The following is a 17,535-nucleotide window of genomic DNA, read 5'->3' as shown; positions in this document are numbered from 1 at the left end:
TCAGCTCGCCGGTTCGGTGACCTTGACCGTGAAGGTCACGGTGTCGCCGCTGGTCGAGTTGTCGAGTGTGACCTCGCTCTCGCCGACCTTCACGGCATCCAGTCCGGGATTGAACTGCGCGCTGCCGTCGTCCTTACCGGGGACGAAGGTGACGACGTCGGAATCCTCGATCTCGGCGGTCCAGTCGAGGTAGGTCTCGTCATCACCGGTCAGATCGATCGCATTGCCTTCGGCGACTTCGACGGTCGTCCCGTCGATCTCGTTGATGTCGACGATCACCGGCGGCAGCGTCTTGCCGTCGGATGCGGCGGGTGCGCAGCCGGTGACCGTCATCGCCGCTCCGAGTGCGATGAGCGCGGCTGCGGCGCGAAGTGCGTGTGAACAGCTCAAGCGTGTCATGTGACCCTCCGAGGTGGTGCGCTCTGCGATGTCCGCCGCCGGGCGCGTCGATGCGCTCAGCCTAGGGCAGTGCGGCAGAGGTGCGCGGCGCACTGGGTAGGGTGGCTTGCATGACCGACTGGGTGCCGGATGTGCTGGGCGACGAATTCGAGCAGCGCACGCTCCCGCTCGGCGAGGACGCCGAGGGCGCGGTCGACGCGACGCTCGTACGAGCGCTGCCGGCACCGCGACTCGAGCACCGACCTGGCGGCTGGGAGCGCTTCGTCAGTGGGCTGCGCGGTCTGCCTGCCGTCGACGATGCCGTGCCCTTGCTCGATGGTGTCGACGTGCTCTACGTGCACGGTTGGTCGGACTACTTCTTCCAGAAGCGCTTGGCGCGATTCTGGTCTTCGCGGGGAGCGCGATTCTTCGCGCTCGATCTGCGCAAATACGGCCGCAGTCTCCGTGACGGCCAGACTCCCGGATACATCGCCGACCTCACGACCTACGACGAGGACATCGCCGCGGCGCTCGATGTGATCGCGGAGGATGCCGACACGTCGCGTGGTCCGCGTCGTCTGGTACTGATGGGCCATTCGACCGGGGGCCTGGTGCTGAGCCTGTGGGCCTCACGGCACCCGGGCGCCCCATCCGCCGTCATCCTGAACTCGCCATGGCTGGAGTTCCAGCTCGCACCGTTGCGCGCCGCGATCGCGCCCGTCGTCGAGCTGCAGGCCCGGCTGCGGCCGCTCGATGTGGCGCCGCAGATCGATCTGGGTTTCTATGCGAGGGCACAGGCGGAGGCCGCCGATCCGGATGACGTCGTGGAGACGAATCCGGCATGGCGGCCGGTGCCGTCGATGCCGGTGCACGCAGGATGGCTGCATGCGATCCTGCGCGGTCACGGTTCCGTCGCCGATGGCCTCTCGATCGCGTCTCCGGTGTGCGTGCTGCTCTCGGCCCGCTCGGCGATACCGAGCCGCTGGTCGGAGGAGCTCACTTCTGCCGACACGGTGCTCGTGGTCGATGACATCGCGCGGCGCGCTCTCAAGCTCGGCTCATCAGTGACCATCGAACGCATCGACGGCGCCCTTCACGACGTGTTCCTGTCGCGGAGAGTGGCTCGCGACGATGCTTACGCGCGGTTGGAGCGTTGGGTCACAGGGTGGGCTCGCGCTAGCGGAAATTGATGAACTGCAGGTCGACGTCGAGGTCTGAACCCTTGAGCAGTGCGATGACCGCCTGCAGGTCGTCTCGGCTCTTCGACTGCACGCGCAGCTCGTCGCCTTGGATCTGGCTCTTCACGCTCTTGGGACCCTCATCGCGGATAATCTTGCCGATCTTCTTCGCGTTCTCCGAGGAGATGCCGTCCTTCAGCGTGGAGACGATGCGGTATTCCTTGCCGCTCGCGAACGGCTCGCCCGACTCGAGGCTCTTCAGTGAGATGCCGCGCTTGATGAGCTTCGACTGGAACACATCGAGCACGGCTTTCGCCCGCTCCTCGGTGTTCGCCTTGATCAGGATGGACTCGCCGCTCCACTCGACCGACGAGCCGGTGCCCTTGAAGTCGTAGCGCTGCTCGATCTCCTTGCGCGCCTGGTTGAGAGCGTTCTCCGCCTCTTGGTGGTCGACCTTGCTGACGATGTCGAAGGATGAGTCTGCCATGGGCTCAGTCTATCGATCCGGCATCCCGATGGCGGATTTGGAAGCGCTTCCATGGTGGCGAGCGTGGTGGCGCCTGTATTACGGCTTGGTATCGGAGACGCCAGGCATTGCGCACGCGACGGAATTCATTGCATACTGTAAGCGCTTGCAGGATTGCAGGCGCGAGCGGCCTGCACCGGTGCATCCACCGACAGCGCCGGACGATCACGCACTGAGAGAGGCACACACCAATGAAGGTGAACAAGAGGGGCATCGCCGCATTCGGCGCCATCGCAGTCGTTTCGACGCTGACGCTGGCAGGCTGCGCAGCCGGTGACACCGGAGACTCCGCTGGCGACGGGGCAGACTTCTCCGGCGAGATCACGGTCTGGGTCGACGCTGACCGTGCCGGCGTCCTGGAGGACGCCGCTGCAGACTTCACCGAGGCCACGGGCGTCGAGGTCAAGCTCGTCCAGAAGGAGTTCGGCGAGATCCGCGACCAGTTCGTGCAGCAGGTTCCGACTGGCAAGGGGCCCGACGTCGCCGTCGGCGCACACGACTGGCTGGGTGTCCTCGCCACGAACGGCGTCATCGCGCCGGTCGAACTGGGAGATCGTGCAGGCGACTTCGAGCAGGTCGCCGTCGACGCCTGGAGCTACGAGGGTCAGACCTATGGCGTGCCCTACGCGATCGAGAACATCGCGTTGCTGCGCAATACCGACCTCGCTCCCGAGGCGCCGACCGACTTCGCCGACATGATCGCGAAGGGGCAGGCCGCCGGCACGGAGTACCCCTTCATCGTTGGCCTTGACCCCGAGGCATCCGACCCGTACCACCTGTACCCGTTCCAGACCTCGTTCGGCGCTCCCGTCTTCGGCAGCAACGCCGATGGCAGCTACAACGCCGCCGACCTGCAAATCGGTAACGAGGGCGGCCAGAGCTTCGCGACGTGGCTCGCAGAGCAGGGCGCCGCAGGCGTGCTCAACACGAACATCACCGGCGACCTCGCTCGTGAGAACTTCGTGGCAGGCAAGTCGCCGTTCTTCCTCACCGGTCCGTGGAACGTGCCGGCAGCCGAAGAAGCGGGCCTGAACATCGCCGTCGACGCCATCCCGTCGGCCGGTGGTGAGGACGCGCAGCCGTTCGCGGGTGTGCAGGGCTTCTTCCTCAGCGCAGAGAGCGAGAACCGTCTCGCAGCCAACGAGTTCCTCCTGAACTACGTCGGCAGTGAAGAGGTGCAGACCGCGCTCTACGAGGTCGGCGGCCGCACGCCGGCATTGACCGCATCGTTCGAGGCGGCTGTTGCCGCAGACCCCATCACCGCAGGTTTCGGTGAGGTCGGCGCGAACGCTGTCCCGATGCCGAGCATCCCCGAGATGGGCGCCGTGTGGGAGTTCTGGGGCGTGACGCAGGCGGCGATCATCAATGGCCAGGGCGACCCGGTCGCACTGTGGAACACCATGGCAGCCGACGTTCAGGCGGCGGTCGAGTAGACATCGACACCGGGGTGGGGTGACATCCGACGAGGATGCGCCCCACCCCTTCCCGCTGCGACGACCCGAACGAGGAAGGCCGATGACGACGCCCACCACCGAGGCCCGCGACACCGAGGCCGCGCCCCCGACCAAGCGACAGCGCCAGGCGGCCGACATCGCCGACGCCGCGAGCGGTGGCTGGAAGCTGCTGCTGTTCAAGGTGATCGCGCTGGGCATCATCGATGCGCTCGCGATCTACGCGATCTTCGTCCTCATCCAGAGCGACCAGTGGATCCCGGCGATCATCGTCCTCGCCGTCACCGGAGCCGCGAACTGGATCTACTTCAGCCGCGGCAACCTCCCCGCGAAGTACCTCGTCCCCGGGCTCATCTTCCTGTTCGTCTTCCAGATCTTCGCGGCGCTCTACACCGGATACATCGCATTCACGAATTACGGCACCGGCCACAACAGCACCAAAGAGAGCGCGGTCAACTCGCTCATGCTCGCCGCGCAGGAGCGCGTGCCGGACTCACCCGCGTACGAGCTCACCATCGTCGAGCAGCTCGGCGAGTTCTCGTTCCTGGTGACCGAATCCGACGGAGACGTGCTGCTCGGTGGTTCCGAACGCCCGCTCGCCGAGGTCTCGGTTGCCGAGATGGACGGCGACAAGGCTGTCTCCGTCCCCGGCTACAACACGCTCGGATTCGGTCAGATCGTCGCGAACCAGAACGCGATCGCCGACATGGCAGTCCCCCTCTCCGACGACCCTAACGACGGCGCTCTGCGCACCCCTGACGGATCGATGGCTTACGTCTATCTCTCCAAACTCGTCTACGACGAGGACGCCGGCACCATGACCGACACCCGAAGCGGGGTCGTCTACTCCGACATCGGCACCGGGGCGTTCACGGCCGACGACGGCACGGAGCTCATGCCCGGCTGGCAGATCAACGTCGGCGCCGACAACTTCGTCAGGGCGTTCTCAGAGGAATCCATCCGCGGCCCGTTCTTCACGGTGCTCATCTGGACCTTCGTCTTCGCGTTCCTCTCGGTGTTCACCTGCTTCGCGCTGGGTCTCTTCGTCGCGATCGTGTTCAACGATCCACGGATGAAGTCCAAGAAGTACTACCGCGTGCTGATGATCCTGCCGTACGCGTTCCCCGGCTTCCTCTCGGCGCTGGTCTGGGCCGGGATGATGAACCAGGAGTTCGGCTTCATCAACGAGGTGCTCCTGGGTGGGGCGAACATCCCCTGGCTCACCAACGAGTGGCTGGCGAAGTTCAGCATCCTGCTGGTGAACCTGTGGCTCGGGTTCCCGTACATGTTCCTGATCTGCACCGGGGCGCTGCAGGCCATTCCCGAGGACGTCCAGGAGGCCGCGCGCGTCGACGGGGCAAGTGCATGGCAAGTGTTCCACGCGATCAAGCTGCCGCTGCTGTTCGTGTCCGTCGCACCGCTGCTGATCTCCTCGTTCGCGTTCAACTTCAACAACTTCAGCCTGATCTACATGCTCACCGGCGGTGGGCCGAGGGATGTCACGGCCGGAGTGAACGTCGGCGCGACCGACATCCTCATCACGATGGTCTACAAGGTCGCATTCGTCGGCTCGAACGCCGACTACGGTCTGGCCAGCGCGTTCTCGATCATCATCTTCATCCTGGTCGCAACCATCTCGGTGCTCGCCTTCCGCCGCACCAAGGCACTCGAGGAGCTGAACTGACATGAGCATCAGCACTGCACGACCACCGTCCACCAGCGCGATCGTCACCCAGTCCGCCGGCGTCCGCGGCGAGGCGAAGGAACCGCGTCGACCGTTCAAGAAGTACTTCCGCGAGACCGGGTGGCGGCACATCGTCGGCATCGTCATCGGCGTCTTCGCGCTCTTCCCGCTGCTCTACATCTTCTCGGCGTCGCTGAATCCCGGCGGCACATTGCTCACCGCCAACGCGCTGTTCAGCAACTTCAACTTCGAGAGCTATGTGACATTGTTCAACACGGCCCGTCACCCGTACGGCGCCTGGTTCGTGAACACGCTCGTCATCGGCCTGGTCACGAGCGTGGGAACCGTGTTCCTCGGAGCGCTAGCGGCGTACTCGTTCTCGCGGATGCGGTTCACCGGGCGCCGGTTCAGCCTCACCGCGCTGCTGGTCGTGCAGATGTTCCCGCAGATGCTGGCGATGGTCGCGATCTTCCTGCTGATGGTGACCATCGGTGACATCTTCCCCGCGATCGGACTGAACTCCCACGTCGGGCTGATCATGATCTACCTGGGCGGCGCGCTGGGCGCGAATACCTACCTGATGTACGGATTCTTCAACACCGTGCCCGCGTCCATCGACGAGGCGGCGAAGATCGACGGTGCAGGCCACGCCCGCATCTTCTTCACCATCATCCTGCGACTGGTCGCGCCGATCCTCGCCGTGGTGGGGCTGCTGAGCTTCATCGGCACATCCAGCGAGTTCATCCTCGCGAGCGTCATCCTCATCGACCCCGACAAGCAGACCCTTGCGGTCGGGCTGTACAAGTTCGTCTCCGACGAGTTCTCCAAGAACTGGAGTGTCTTCGCGGCAGGCGCCGTGCTAGCCGCGATCCTGCCGGTCGCGCTGTTCCTCGCGCTGCAGAAGTACATCGTCGGCGGACTCACGGCAGGAAGCGTGAAGTAAGCGCTGCGGCGACGCAGGCGTTCTGCCAGACTCACAACAGAAGAAAAACCAAAGGGCTCTGTCATGGCATCCGGCCGTGCAACCACGTCGATCACTCCGACGGTGTTGTTGCACCGTCCTGTCCGTTGAAAGGCCCGACATGACTCTTCTTCCCCACCACGACGGCTCCGCGCTGTACGTCTCCAACGACGCCCCCGATCTTGGCGACGTCGTCACAGTGCGCCTGCGTGTGCCCGCTGGCTACGGTCCGCTCGCCGCTGTCCGCACCCGCTCCAACCCCGACCACGAACCCGCGTGGACGGATGCTGTGCGCATCGGCTCCGTCGACGGCTGGGACTGGTGGGAGGCACCGATCACGGTCCGCAACCGCAGGCACGGCTACCGCTTCGTGCTGCAGCATGAGGACGGCCCCGATGGCGAGCGGGGCGCAGTCGAGTGGCTGAACCAGACCGGCATCCATCGCCTGGAGACGCTCGATGCGGAGGATTTCGCGCTCGTTGCCTACCCCGCACCGCCCGCCTGGCTGCACGAAGCGGTGATGTACCAGGTGTTCCCCGACCGGTTCGCGCGCTCGGCCGAGGCCGATGAGCATCCGACACCGGAGTGGGCGATCCCGGCGGAGTGGGACGAACCGGTGGATGCCGTGATGCCGGGGCGCTCGCAGCAGTTCTACGGCGGCGACATCCCAGGGATCATCGAGCGCCTCGATCACCTCACCGCGCTCGGCGTGAACCTCCTGTACCTGACGCCGGTGTTCCCCGCGGCATCCAACCACCGCTATGACGCCTCCAGCTTCGACCGGATCGATCCGCTCCTCGGGGGAGATGAGGCGTACATCCGGTTGATCGAGGAGGCGCACGCGCGTGGCATCCGGGTGATCGGGGATCTCACCAGCAATCATTCCGGTGACCGGCACGAGTGGTTCCAGGCCGCTCTCGGCCACCCGGGCGCCGTCGAGGAGAACTACTACTACTTCACGGACGACGCCAACACCGAGTACGAGTCGTGGCTCGGCACGCCGACCCTGCCGAAGTTCAACTGGGCCTCAGACGAGCTGCGCGAGCGCTTCATCTCCGGTGACGACTCGATCGTCGCCAAGTGGCTGAAGCCGCCGTACAGCGCCGACGGCTGGCGCATCGACGTCGCCAACATGACCGGGCGGCTCGGCGACATCGACCTGAATGACGAGGTGCGACAGTTGCTGCGCGAGACGCTGCTGCGGATCAACCCCGACGCGATCCTGCTGGGCGAGTCGACCAACGATGCTGCCAGCGATCTGCAGGGTGACGGATGGCACGGGGCGATGACCTACCCCTCGTTCACCCGTCCGCTGTGGGGTTGGCTGAGCGAGCCCACCGGGGAGTCGTGGTTCACCGGAGAAGGTGAAGAGATGACCGAGCCGTGGTTCTTCGGACAGCCCATCGGCGGCATCCCTCGGTACACCGCACGCGACTTCGCAGGAGCGGTAGCGCGGTTCACCGGTGGCATCCCGTGGCGGGTGCGGCTCGGGAACATGCAGCCGCTGGACACGCACGACACCGGCCGCTTCGCGACGAATGCGGCCCCCGGGACCGTGCCGGTCGCCGTCGGACTGTCGATGACGATGCCGGGTGTGCCGGTGGTCTTCGCCGGCGACGAGTTCGGGCTGACGGGCGCCGATGGCGAGGCCAGCCGCACGCCGATGCCGTGGGGCACGGAGGCGGAGTCCGCGACCGCCGCACTCCTCGCCCAGTACAGCCATCTGATCGCACTGCGCCGTGAGCACCCGGTGCTCGGCAGCGGCGGAATGCGCTGGCTGCACATCGACGACGAGACGATCGTGTTCGTGCGTGAGTCCGCCGCGGAGTCGGTGCTGGTCCTCGCGACGCGCGGGGGAGCGGATGTCGAGATCCCGGCTGGCGCGCTCGCCGGTGCGGAGTCCGCCGAGTCCCTGTTCGGGGAAGCGACTCTGGCCGCGGCATCCGACGGTTCGGTCGCCGTCACCGCCGACGGTCCTGCGTTCGCGGCGTGGTCGCTCCCCGGGGTCGCGCTTCCGGACGGCTCGCTCCGCACCGACTAACTTGTCTCGCATGCTACCTTGTGATGCATGACAGGGGACGTCGGCGCGCAGATGCGCAAGGGCGTGGTCGAGTACTGCGTGCTCGGACTCCTCGCGCGTGAGCCGATGTACGGGTGGCAGCTCGCGGAGGCACTGTCAGATGCCGGGCTGATCGCCAGCATCGGCACTCTGTATCCGCTCCTGGGTCGCCTGCGCGACAACGGCTGGGTCAGCACGTTCGATCTGCCGTCCGAGAGCGGCCCTGTGCGAAAGTACTACCGACTCACGGATGCCGGCACCGCGCAGCTCGCGCGCTTTCGCGCCCAGTGGACACCCTTCGCCCGTGTCGTCACGGGGTTCGTGGGAGAGGAATGAATATGACCGAACCGGACGCCGACCGCCTGCGCCGTGATCTTCTCCGACGACTCGATGCGGCGATGACCGACCTCCCGTATGGGGTGGCGACAGAGATCCACGACGGCATCGAGGAGGAGCTGGGCGGGCTGGATGCCGAGGCCACGGCCGACCGCATCGCGCAGCTCGGTGATCCTGGCACGATCGCTCGTGAGGCGATGGCCGAGGTGCCCGTCAGTACGTTGATCGCTGCCGCGCCATCGGAGCGCTCTGCTCTGACGCCGCAGAAAGCACCTCTCGTCGAGACCCGCGGCTACGCGATCGCAGCGGCACTCGTCTTCGCCTTCGGCGGGTTCATCGTCCCGGTGGTCGGCTGGTTCGTCGGGGCTGTGCTCGTCTCATCGAGTGCACTGTGGCGGCGCTGGGAGAAGATCGTCGCGATCGCGTTGCCGTTCGCAGTGGCGGCGCTCATCGCCGTCGTGATCTGGATCGCGCGACTCATCACGTCTTCGGCTGTGCCCGCAGGTGAGCAGGAGCACAATCCGCTCATTCCGTATGGGCTGGACATCTGGCATTCCAGCATCCTGCTCATCTTCGTCCTCATCCCCGTGATCGGCGGCTGGCTCCTCTGGCGGCTTCGTCGCCGATGAGGCAGTCATCCCGGCGAGGTTCCACGCGTGTCATCTCGGGTGGACGCATGCACTGGTCGTACGGTGGAGCCATGGCACAGGTGGGCGGACGCAATCGCGCCATGAGTTGGGTTGCCGGACTCTTCTGCGCCGGCGTCATCGTCGCACTCCTCTGGCTGGCGATGCCGATGGGGCCGCTGCTGATCGAGTACGCCGGCGACACCCTGCGCGCGATCGTTCCCGGCGAGCGCTGAAACCCGTAGCATCGCCGGTCACGCGACACGTCGGCACGCCTCCGGGGCCGTTGGCCTGCACGGCGATAACCTCGCACTGCACATATCCGACGAGAGGCGCCCCCATGAGTGACCCCGAGGTTCCCCAGCCCGAGCGGCCGAAAGACGTCAACGACGTCGTCGACAGCGCGAACGAGGGACTTGCCGACGCAGCAGCGGCAGGCGCTGAGGTTCCTGGCGACAGTGATTCCGTCGAGCAGGACTCTGTCGCCCAGGGCTCCGTCGAGCCGACCGCTGCTGACCAGCCCGCCGTCGACCCTGACCTCGCTGCATTCGAAGATGCCGAGAAGTCCCACCCCGGAACGTTCGCGACTCCTGAACTCAACCAGCAGTCCGAGTCCTACGACGACCGAGCGAACGCCGACTATCGTGCCGACGCGTCAGCCACCACGGCCGGCCCCTTCGGCGCGGACCGCGCGAACGCCGACTACCGTGCTGACGCCGAAACGGTGCGTTCGGACTCCATCGCCGACACCGCCTACCTGCCGCCAGCGGCAGACGACGCCGAGACGAGGGTCGTGCCCTCTGAGCCGACCGTGGTCGTCGCACCGGTCACCCAGCAGCAACAGCAGCCCATCTTCGTGCAGGCGCCTGAGCCTCCGCGCGACCGCGGCAACCGCGGCACCGCTGCCGGCATCGGGCTTCTCGCGACCATCGTGTTCGCGATCCTGTACCTCGGCACCGCGCTCGGTCTCGGCGCCCTCGCAGGCGACGTCACCGTCGAGAACATCGGCGAAGCCGCGCTGGCGCCGCTCACGACCTGGGGCTTCTGGGTTCCGATCGTCGTGTTCTTCATCGGCTTCTGGCTGCTCGGCGCCGTCATCAACCGTGGCCGCTGGGGGCTGTGGGTCGTCTTCGGCATCATCGTCGGGCTGTTCGCCTATGCCGGGCACATTCTCGGCCAGCTGTTCGAGGCGCCGTTCTGGCTGATCTCGACGTCGGAGGGCAACGAGCTCGTCGGCAGCCAGCTGCTCGCCCCCCTCGCGATTGCCGCATTCGTCTTCGGGCGCGAGCTCACCATCTGGTTCGGCGCATGGGTCGCTCGCAGTGGCGCACGCAAGACCGAACTCAACTTCGAGGCTCAGCGTGAGTACGAGCGCACGCTTGAGGCCGGTCCGACCCTTCCGAGGTAATCACGGACATCTCTTCTCCTGACCCCCGCGGCCCTGTGCCTGCGGGGGTCTCGGCTGTCCTGGCGACGGTCATGACGACGATCGGATTCTTCGCGATCGCCGTCTTCGGCCTCGGTGCGCTGAGCGTCGTGACGGATGCCGATATCATCTCGGTACCGGACACTGGCCAGGCTCCCGGCATCACCGGCACGATCGTCGCCGTCGCGGTGTTCGCCGGCATCTTCTATCTCGCCGTCCGGATCACGCACCCGAAGTTCCGTTCCGTCTGGACGATATCGATCGCCACGGCGTTCGCACACATGCTCGCGGCAGCGATCGGCGCACTGGTGGTGACGGGTGACTTCGTGAATGCCCTGGCGGTCATGGGGGAGCTCATCACCGGTGGCGCGAGCGTCGTGATTCTCGCAACGGCGGCGATCGCAGGCTGGGCGGGTGTCGCGCTGCGGCGCACACGCGCGAAGCGTCCGCGCTGGCCGTGGGAGCGCGACGATATCGACGAGAACTGATCGACTCACGCGAGAATCGCGCGGATGACCGTATTCTGGAAAACGTGGAGCGGTCGCTAGAGACGCAGGTCGACCAGGCCGTCGAGGCCTGGCTGCGCTGGGTGCCGCGTTGGGAGCCCGCCACTCATCGCGGACGCATCGCCCCGTGCCGCCGCTGCCTGGGCTCGCCCATCCTCTCCGCCGCCGGCATCGGTGCGAACGTTCCGCACGGCGTGCAGCATGGTCTCTCCACGCGTATCAAGACGATCGTCGATCACGCGGTCGCCGAGTACACGGCCCGCAACCTGCCGATGCTGCAGTCCGAGCTCGATCAGCAGGCTGCACGCAACCGCGCGCGCAGCTATCGCCCCACCGAAGACCTGGAGCCGGAGTTCGAAGGGCTGCCGCTCGACCCTGATCCGGTGCCGGGTGCGCCGTTCCTCTTCACGATCGCAGGACTCGCGGATGAATCGAGTGTCGAGCTCCCGCCGCTGCCTCCGCTGACGGAGGATGCCAAGGCCGCGCTGCGCCAAGAGGTCGCCCTCGCCGACGAGTACGCGAACATGGTCGGACGTGAGATCTGCGGCATGCTGCTTCGGCACCGTCTCAACGTGCAGGCCGCCATCTCGCAGCACGTCGAACCGCAGATCGAGGCGCTGCTGGAGGAGCTGACGTCCTCGCTGGACTCTCCCTTCGACCCCGAGGCTCCGTAGCGCGCGCTCTCTCCTATGACCCGTGCGTTTCCTGTGAGCGCGCGGCTGTGGCTTGAATCGACCTCGCATCCAAGGCTATCGTTTTTCGATAGATACCGGCCGCTTATCGATAGGCGAACTGATGCAACCACGTGTGACCGCTGTGCTGAAAACTCTGATCGCCGTGATGCTGCTCCTGCTGCTCGCCGCTCAGGTGTGGATGATCCCGGGCCTCGCCGCGGCCACGGCGGACAGATTCCCCGAGTTCGCGAACCTTGAGATCCCGGGCCTCATCGCTGCGGTGGTGTTCCTCATCTGCGTGGAAGTGGTGCTCATCTGCATCTGGCGGCTTCTCTCGCTCGTGCGGACGGAACGCATCTTCAGTTCGAAGGCGTTCATCTACGTCGACGTCATCATCGCCACGATGATCGCAGCCAGCCTGATCATCATCATCTCGAACGTGGTCATCCTGTTGGCCGAGGCGGGCTCTCCGTCGATCCTGCTCGTGTCGGTCCTTGGCGTCGTCGTCGGAATAGCCCTCGCGCTGCTCGTCGTCGTGCTTCGTGGGCTGCTGCGCAAAGCACTCGAACTCGAGCAGGACATGTCCGAGGTCGTCTGATGCCCATCGTCATCGACCTCGACGTGCAGCTCGCGCGCAAGAAGATGAGCGTGCAGGAGTTCGCGGACGCGATCGGCATCACCCCCGCGAACGTCGCTGTGCTCAAGAACGGACGAGCCAAGGCTGTGCGCTTCACCACGCTCGACGCGATCTGCCAGGTGTTGGAATGCCAGCCGGGCGACATCCTGCGCTGGATTCCCGACGCGGATGATGGCGACCGCGACGGATCGGGGGAGTGATGAGCACCACGACCGACGTGATCAGCTGGGGTGAGAGTGTCGCCCGGCACCTGCTGGGCAACACGACCTGCCCGGTCTGCGCTTTCGAACGACTGGCCGACGGATGCTGCCCCCGCTGCGACGCAGACCTCCGTGGTGCCTACGGCATCGAACTGTGGGAGGCGTCGGAGGCGGCAGCCGCGGCGCTCCGCGCACGTGAGGCGGTGCTGAACCGCGTGCCCCACGTGCGTGCACACCGCGCCGACGCGGTGCCGGCGCCCGCGGCCGCCCCAGCGCCGCACGCCGTGTCGGCCGTCGCCCCTCGTCCTGCGCCGCCGGGCGGAACGGATCCCACGCCGCCCGCACAGCCTGCACGCTCAAGTGCCACGGTGCAGTCCGTGCTCGCGATCGCCGGCGCAGGACTCTTCGCGATAGCGGCTCTGATCTTCACGTTCCTGAATCCGGATCTCTCGGACCGCGGAATCCGCAGCATCGTCGTGGGACTGGTGACGCTCCTGTTCCTCGGCGGCGCTTGGATGCTCGCCCGACGTGGATTGCAGTTCTCCGCAGAAGCGGTCGGCGCTCTCGGACTGGTGTTCGTGGCTCTTGACGTCTATGCCATCGCCGCGCTCGGTGTGACCGACGCGGCTGCCTGGCTGCTCGCCGGACTCGCGACGGCAGCGGCCGGAACGGTGATGCTCGCCGCAGGCCGCCTCTCGCGAGTCCGAGTATGGCAATGGGCCGCGATGCTCGGCATAGCGTCCGTGCCTGCCATGTTCGGCTACGCGGCCGGGTCGAGCTATGTCTCGGCTCACGGATACCTCGCAGCGGCCGTTCTGGCGACTGTCCTGACAGCGGCGTCGCCGAGGACCGCCACGCGTTCACTCGCAGCCTTCCAGGTGATCGCCGTGCTGAGCGCCGTGCCGCTCTCCGTCTTCGGCGCCTTGTCCTTCGGCGCCACGGTCATCGCGATGCTCGGCCTCAGTGGGATCTTCGCGCTCATCGCATGTCACGCCGTCCTGGCGGCGCGTCAGCTGCTGCGGCACTGGTGGAGCTTCGTCGCCGGCGGCTCCGCGACGGTGGCACTCGTCCTCGCGATCACATCTCCGGTGGCGCAATCGGCCGGCGAATGGCTGCCTGCGGTGCTGCCGACCGCTGCGGCGTTCGCGTTCGCCCTGGTCGCGGTCGTTCCGGGATTGCGGATGATCGTCCGCTCGATGCTCGCAGCGGGTGGCCTCGTCGTGGTCGGTGTGCTCGGGCTGCTGCCGCTGCTGTACGCCGCGACGACGCTCTTAGATGCCCTTGATGCTGTCGTGCGCGGAGAGAGCTGGCCGATGCTGACGGCGCCTTCGGACTGGGCGGCGCTGATCGGGATGGCGGGGATCGCCTCGGGGCTCGCCCTGTTCGGCGGTCTCGCCCGCGATCGCGATATCCGCCGGACCGGCGACGAAGACGTGCGCCGCCAGTCGCTGCGCGGTCTCGCCGCCGGCACCGACGTCGTCGCGATCGGCGCAGCCGTGCTCACCGTTCTCACCCTCGCGTGCAGCGACCTCCTGCCTCTCGCGGCGCGGCTCGTCATCGTGCTGACTGCCGCCGCGGTCACGGCGATCGCGCTCAGCAGAGGGAACCGCCCTGTCACTCCCCACCGCATCGTCCTGCTCATCGGTGTCCACGCGGCTGTCGCGGTCGGCATCCTGATCTCGTGGCTGGATCCGCAGATCGCGCCGCTCGCAGGGATCGGGGTGATCGCCGTGCTGGCGCTGTCGAGTCGGCCGCTGCCCAGCGGCACCAGATTCCTGCACGTCGGCGCCGGCTTCGCCTATGCGCTCGTGTGCCTCGCCCAGGCGCTCACGCAGACGACACTCGGCAGCATAGCCGTGCTGTCCCTGGTGACATCGGCGGGACTGGTCGGCGCTGTCATCGTGACATTCCTGCCGCGGGTCGGTGCTCGCGACTGGTACGCCGTCCTCGTCATCACTGCGGTGCCGTTCGTCGGTGGAATCGTCCAGGTGGTCTTCGAACGCAGCGGCTGGACCGCGCTGTCGACCGCACTGATGTTCGCGCTCGCCCTGTCACTGGTGCTGACCAGGCGCCCAGGGCTCAACATCGTGCTGCGTACGATCGCGAGCGGGATGCTGGTTCCCACCGTCGCGGTCGTCGTGGTGTGCCTCGGCGCCCAGGTGCTCGCCATAAGCGCATCGCCGGTCACGCTCCCCGTCATCGCCGCGATCGTGGCGCTCGTGCTGCCGAGCACCACCCTGATCCGAGATGCATTGCGTCGCAATGGCCTGCCGGCGGATGCTGCGGCCGCCGCGCGTGTCGCGATCGAGGCATCGGCGCTGCTGACCGGCGTCATCGCCACCGCCCTGGCGATCGCCAGGGAGGCCGCGGGACTCGGCACCACGTTCCTCGTGCTCATGATCCTCGGTATCGGCGCTGCGGCCAGTGCGGTGCTCACCCGGCGCCGCTACGGATGGTGGGTGGCCGGCGCGGCATTCACCGGCGCGCTGTGGTGCGTGTGGGCCATGAACGGCGTCGACCTGCTCGAGGCGTATCTGCTTCCGCCGTCGTTGGCAGCGGTGATGATCGCCGCTGTGATCACAGCGCGCGGAGCCGACGTGCGCGGACTCTATGCTGCCGGACTCGGCGTCGCCGTGCTGCCGAGTATCGCGCTGCTCGCACTTGTGGAGCCGGACACGCGCGCCTCCGTGGAGGTGCCATGGCGGGCGTTCGCGCTGCTCGGGGGAGGGGCGGCGTTGCTGGCCGTCGGCGCGTGGTTCGCGCGCATCAGCCGGCGCGTGGGCGCCGCTCGAATGCGCACCCTCGTCGTGCCGACCCTCGGTGCAGCCGGCGTCGCGGCGATCGCCGGGCCTGTGCAGGGCGTGAGGATGGGACTCGGCGTCGATCAGGCCTTCCTGCACGGAGCAGCGCTCTTCGCGGCCTGTTTCGCAGTCTCCGCGGTGGCGGCGATCATCCTCGTGTGCTCTGGTCGCGGCATACGCTCGTCAGCGCGTGCGGACTCGCCGGTGCGCGAGACGCGCTGGATGTTCGCACCCGCAGTCCTCGCCCTCGCCGCCGGCACGTGGTGCGCGATCGAGCGCGACTGGGGGTCGATCTGGCTGATGTGGGCACTGATGATCGGCATCCTCGCTCTGATGCTCACCAGCGCCGTGCGCGCACAGCGCACCACGCTGCCGCCGGTGTGGTTCCTGTTCGGCGTCGCGTTCATCACCGCCGTCGTCGCGTGGAGCCCCCGAGAGCTGAGAGTGGAGTGGTTCTCACTGCCGCTCGGCGCGTTCCTGCTGCTCGCCGGCATCCATGGTCTGAGAAGCGGGCGGACGGAAAGCGCGGGTGGAGTGGATGCATGGCCGGCCGGCCACCTCGGCTCGTGGCAGCTGCTGGCGCCGGGGCTCATCACGATGATGAGCGCTTCGATCGCCTCGACGTTCACCGATCCGCTGACCTGGCGGGCGATCCTCGTCATGGTGCTCGCACTCGCCGCGATCATGGTCGGTGCCGGCAGGCGTCTTGCGGCGCCGTTCATCCTCGGCATGATCGTGCTGCCGATCGAGAACGTGTTCGTCTTCTCGGTGCAGATCGGGCGGGGGATCGCCTCGATGCCGTGGTGGATCACGCTCGCCGTGATCGGCGCGGTGTTGCTCATCATCGCCGTCACGTACGAACGACGCAGTGGAGACGCAGACACGGTCGTCGCTCGCATCCGTGATCTGCGGTGATCGTGACTTCGGCACGGGTCCGGACACGCCGACGGATCGCGACATCGGCCGTCATTTGACCGCGTACGTTACGCGGCATTACACTTGATCAGGTATGTGCACGTCTCGGCGTGCCTGCACACGGGCACCGGTCCATACCGGTCTGCCCCCACGGCATACCCATCACACCAAAAGCACGTCGATTCCGGCGTGCCGGTGGGTCATGATGTGAAACCCATCACGCTGTCACCGTGCAGCATTATGAGGAGAGAACGTGCCAACCATTCAGCAGTTGGTTCGCAAGGGTCGCTCGCCCAAGGTCACCAAGACCAAGGCGCCGGCGCTCAAGTCGAACCCGCAGCAGGCCGGGGTATGCACCCGCGTCTACACCACCACCCCGAAGAAGCCGAACTCGGCGATGCGCAAGGTCGCTCGTGTGAAGCTCCGCAACGGGGCCGAGGTCACCGCCTACATCCCCGGCGAGGGCCACAACCTGCAGGAGCACTCCCTGGTGCTCGTCCGCGGCGGTCGTGTCAAGGACCTCCCCGGTGTGCGTTACAAGATCGTCCGCGGCGCCCTGGACACCCAGGCAGTCAAGAACCGTAAGCAGGCTCGTTCCCGCTACGGCGCGAAGAAGGGTTGAGTTAGATGCCTCGTAAGGGTCCCGCCCCCAAGCGCCCCGTCGTCAACGACCCGGTATACGGCGCTCCGATCGTCACCTCGCTGGTGAACAAGATCCTCGTCGACGGCAAGAAGTCGCTGGCAGAGTCGATCGTCTACGGCGCCCTCCGCGGCGTCGAGGCGAAGAATAGCCAGGATGCCGTCGCCACGCTGAAGAAGGCGCTCGACAACGTGCGCCCCACCCTCGAGGTCCGCAGCCGCCGCGTCGGCGGCTCGACCTACCAGGTCCCGGTCGAGGTCAAGCCTCACCGTGCGAACACCCTCGCGCTGCGCTGGCTCGTCAGCTACGCCAAGGGTCGCCGTGAGAAGACCATGACCGAGCGTCTCCAGAACGAGATCCTGGATGCCTCGAACGGTCTGGGCGCTGCGGTCAAGCGTCGTGAGGACACTCACAAGATGGCCGAGTCGAACCGCGCGTTCGCTCACTACCGCTGGTAAACAGCTTCGCCCGGTCAGGGGCGGCCTCCGCCCCTGACCGAGCACCCTTCACCTCGTCGCTCAGCGACATCTCGAAGAT

18 protein-coding genes are annotated in these 17,535 nt (G+C 66.7%); 16 read left to right on the top strand and 2 right to left on the bottom strand.

Going from position 1 to position 17,535, the window contains the following annotated elements:
• A complete protein-coding gene (locus HDC95_RS05735; protein ID WP_259062321.1) occupies positions 1-399 on the bottom strand; it encodes a hypothetical protein in 399 nt (132 codons plus the stop codon).
• 110 nt (positions 400-509) lie between these two features.
• On the opposite strand from HDC95_RS05735, the gene HDC95_RS05730 reads away from it, so the two are divergent.
• On the top strand, positions 510-1,568 hold the full coding sequence (locus tag HDC95_RS05730) for an alpha/beta hydrolase (RefSeq protein ID WP_259062319.1): 1,059 nt from the start codon (positions 510-512) through the stop codon (positions 1,566-1,568).
• Here HDC95_RS05730 and HDC95_RS05725 read toward each other — a convergent pair.
• Positions 1,555-2,043, bottom strand: coding sequence for a YajQ family cyclic di-GMP-binding protein (locus HDC95_RS05725; protein WP_259062317.1), 489 nt, complete (start codon positions 2,041-2,043; stop codon positions 1,555-1,557). The two genes, HDC95_RS05730 and HDC95_RS05725, sit on opposite strands and share 14 nt — an antisense overlap.
• A gap of 230 nt (positions 2,044-2,273) precedes the next feature.
• Between HDC95_RS05725 and HDC95_RS05720 the strand changes: the two genes are divergently transcribed.
• The 15 genes from HDC95_RS05720 (at position 2,274) to rpsG (ending at position 17,456) form a co-directional block, all read left to right on the top strand.
• A complete protein-coding gene (locus HDC95_RS05720) occupies positions 2,274-3,515 on the top strand; it encodes a maltose ABC transporter substrate-binding protein (RefSeq protein ID WP_259062315.1) in 1,242 nt (413 codons plus the stop codon).
• 82 nt (positions 3,516-3,597) lie between these two features.
• Positions 3,598-5,217, top strand: a complete 1,620-nt coding sequence (locus HDC95_RS05715; RefSeq protein ID WP_259062313.1) for an ABC transporter permease subunit — start codon at positions 3,598-3,600, stop codon at positions 5,215-5,217.
• Position 5,218: 1 nt separating this feature from the next.
• Positions 5,219-6,160, top strand: coding sequence for a sugar ABC transporter permease (locus tag HDC95_RS05710; RefSeq protein ID WP_259062311.1), 942 nt, complete (start codon positions 5,219-5,221; stop codon positions 6,158-6,160).
• Positions 6,161-6,299: 139 nt separating this feature from the next.
• The gene (locus HDC95_RS05705) at positions 6,300-8,219 is read left to right on the top strand and encodes a glycoside hydrolase family 13 protein (RefSeq protein WP_259062309.1); all 1,920 of its coding nucleotides are present in this window, start codon (positions 6,300-6,302) and stop codon (positions 8,217-8,219) included.
• A gap of 27 nt (positions 8,220-8,246) precedes the next feature.
• On the top strand, positions 8,247-8,573 hold the full coding sequence (locus HDC95_RS05700; RefSeq protein WP_259062308.1) for a PadR family transcriptional regulator: 327 nt from the start codon (positions 8,247-8,249) through the stop codon (positions 8,571-8,573).
• Positions 8,574-8,575: 2 nt separating this feature from the next.
• On the top strand, positions 8,576-9,202 hold the full coding sequence (locus HDC95_RS05695; RefSeq protein WP_259062307.1) for a hypothetical protein: 627 nt from the start codon (positions 8,576-8,578) through the stop codon (positions 9,200-9,202).
• 71 nt (positions 9,203-9,273) lie between these two features.
• Positions 9,274-9,435, top strand: a complete 162-nt coding sequence (locus HDC95_RS05690) for a hypothetical protein (RefSeq protein WP_259062306.1) — start codon at positions 9,274-9,276, stop codon at positions 9,433-9,435.
• A gap of 104 nt (positions 9,436-9,539) precedes the next feature.
• Positions 9,540-10,607, top strand: coding sequence for an ABC transporter (locus tag HDC95_RS05685; RefSeq protein WP_259062305.1), 1,068 nt, complete (start codon positions 9,540-9,542; stop codon positions 10,605-10,607).
• Positions 10,608-10,678: 71 nt separating this feature from the next.
• The gene (locus HDC95_RS05680; protein WP_259062304.1) at positions 10,679-11,113 is read left to right on the top strand and encodes a hypothetical protein; all 435 of its coding nucleotides are present in this window, start codon (positions 10,679-10,681) and stop codon (positions 11,111-11,113) included.
• 44 nt (positions 11,114-11,157) lie between these two features.
• Positions 11,158-11,805 (top strand): spermidine/putrescine ABC transporter substrate-binding protein, encoded by a 648-nt coding sequence (locus tag HDC95_RS05675; protein ID WP_259062303.1) that lies wholly within the window; start codon positions 11,158-11,160, stop codon positions 11,803-11,805.
• A 121-nt stretch (positions 11,806-11,926) separates the two neighbouring features.
• On the top strand, positions 11,927-12,403 hold the full coding sequence (locus HDC95_RS05670; protein ID WP_259062302.1) for a DUF2975 domain-containing protein: 477 nt from the start codon (positions 11,927-11,929) through the stop codon (positions 12,401-12,403).
• Positions 12,403-12,642: a helix-turn-helix transcriptional regulator gene (locus HDC95_RS05665; protein ID WP_259062301.1), complete on the top strand. Its 240-nt coding sequence runs from the start codon at positions 12,403-12,405 to the stop codon at positions 12,640-12,642. The genes HDC95_RS05670 and HDC95_RS05665 overlap by 1 nt, the downstream gene beginning before the upstream one ends.
• On the top strand, positions 12,642-16,358 hold the full coding sequence (locus HDC95_RS05660; protein WP_259062300.1) for an SCO7613 C-terminal domain-containing membrane protein: 3,717 nt from the start codon (positions 12,642-12,644) through the stop codon (positions 16,356-16,358). The genes HDC95_RS05665 and HDC95_RS05660 overlap by 1 nt, the downstream gene beginning before the upstream one ends.
• Before the next feature lie 253 nt (positions 16,359-16,611).
• Complete coding sequence (gene rpsL / locus HDC95_RS05655) at positions 16,612-16,980, top strand: 30S ribosomal protein S12 (RefSeq protein WP_033106047.1); 369 nt, start codon at positions 16,612-16,614, stop codon at positions 16,978-16,980.
• A gap of 5 nt (positions 16,981-16,985) precedes the next feature.
• Positions 16,986-17,456, top strand: coding sequence for a 30S ribosomal protein S7 (gene rpsG, locus HDC95_RS05650; RefSeq protein WP_033106048.1), 471 nt, complete (start codon positions 16,986-16,988; stop codon positions 17,454-17,456).
• Positions 17,457-17,535 lie beyond the last annotated feature (79 nt).

The sequence above is a fragment of the Microbacterium sp. AK031 genome (genome assembly GCF_024807145.1).
Lineage (GTDB): Bacteria > Actinomycetota > Actinomycetes > Actinomycetales > Microbacteriaceae > Microbacterium.
The sequence above is the reverse complement of the archived record's forward strand: the minus strand, read 5'-3'. Positions and strand labels throughout refer to the sequence as shown.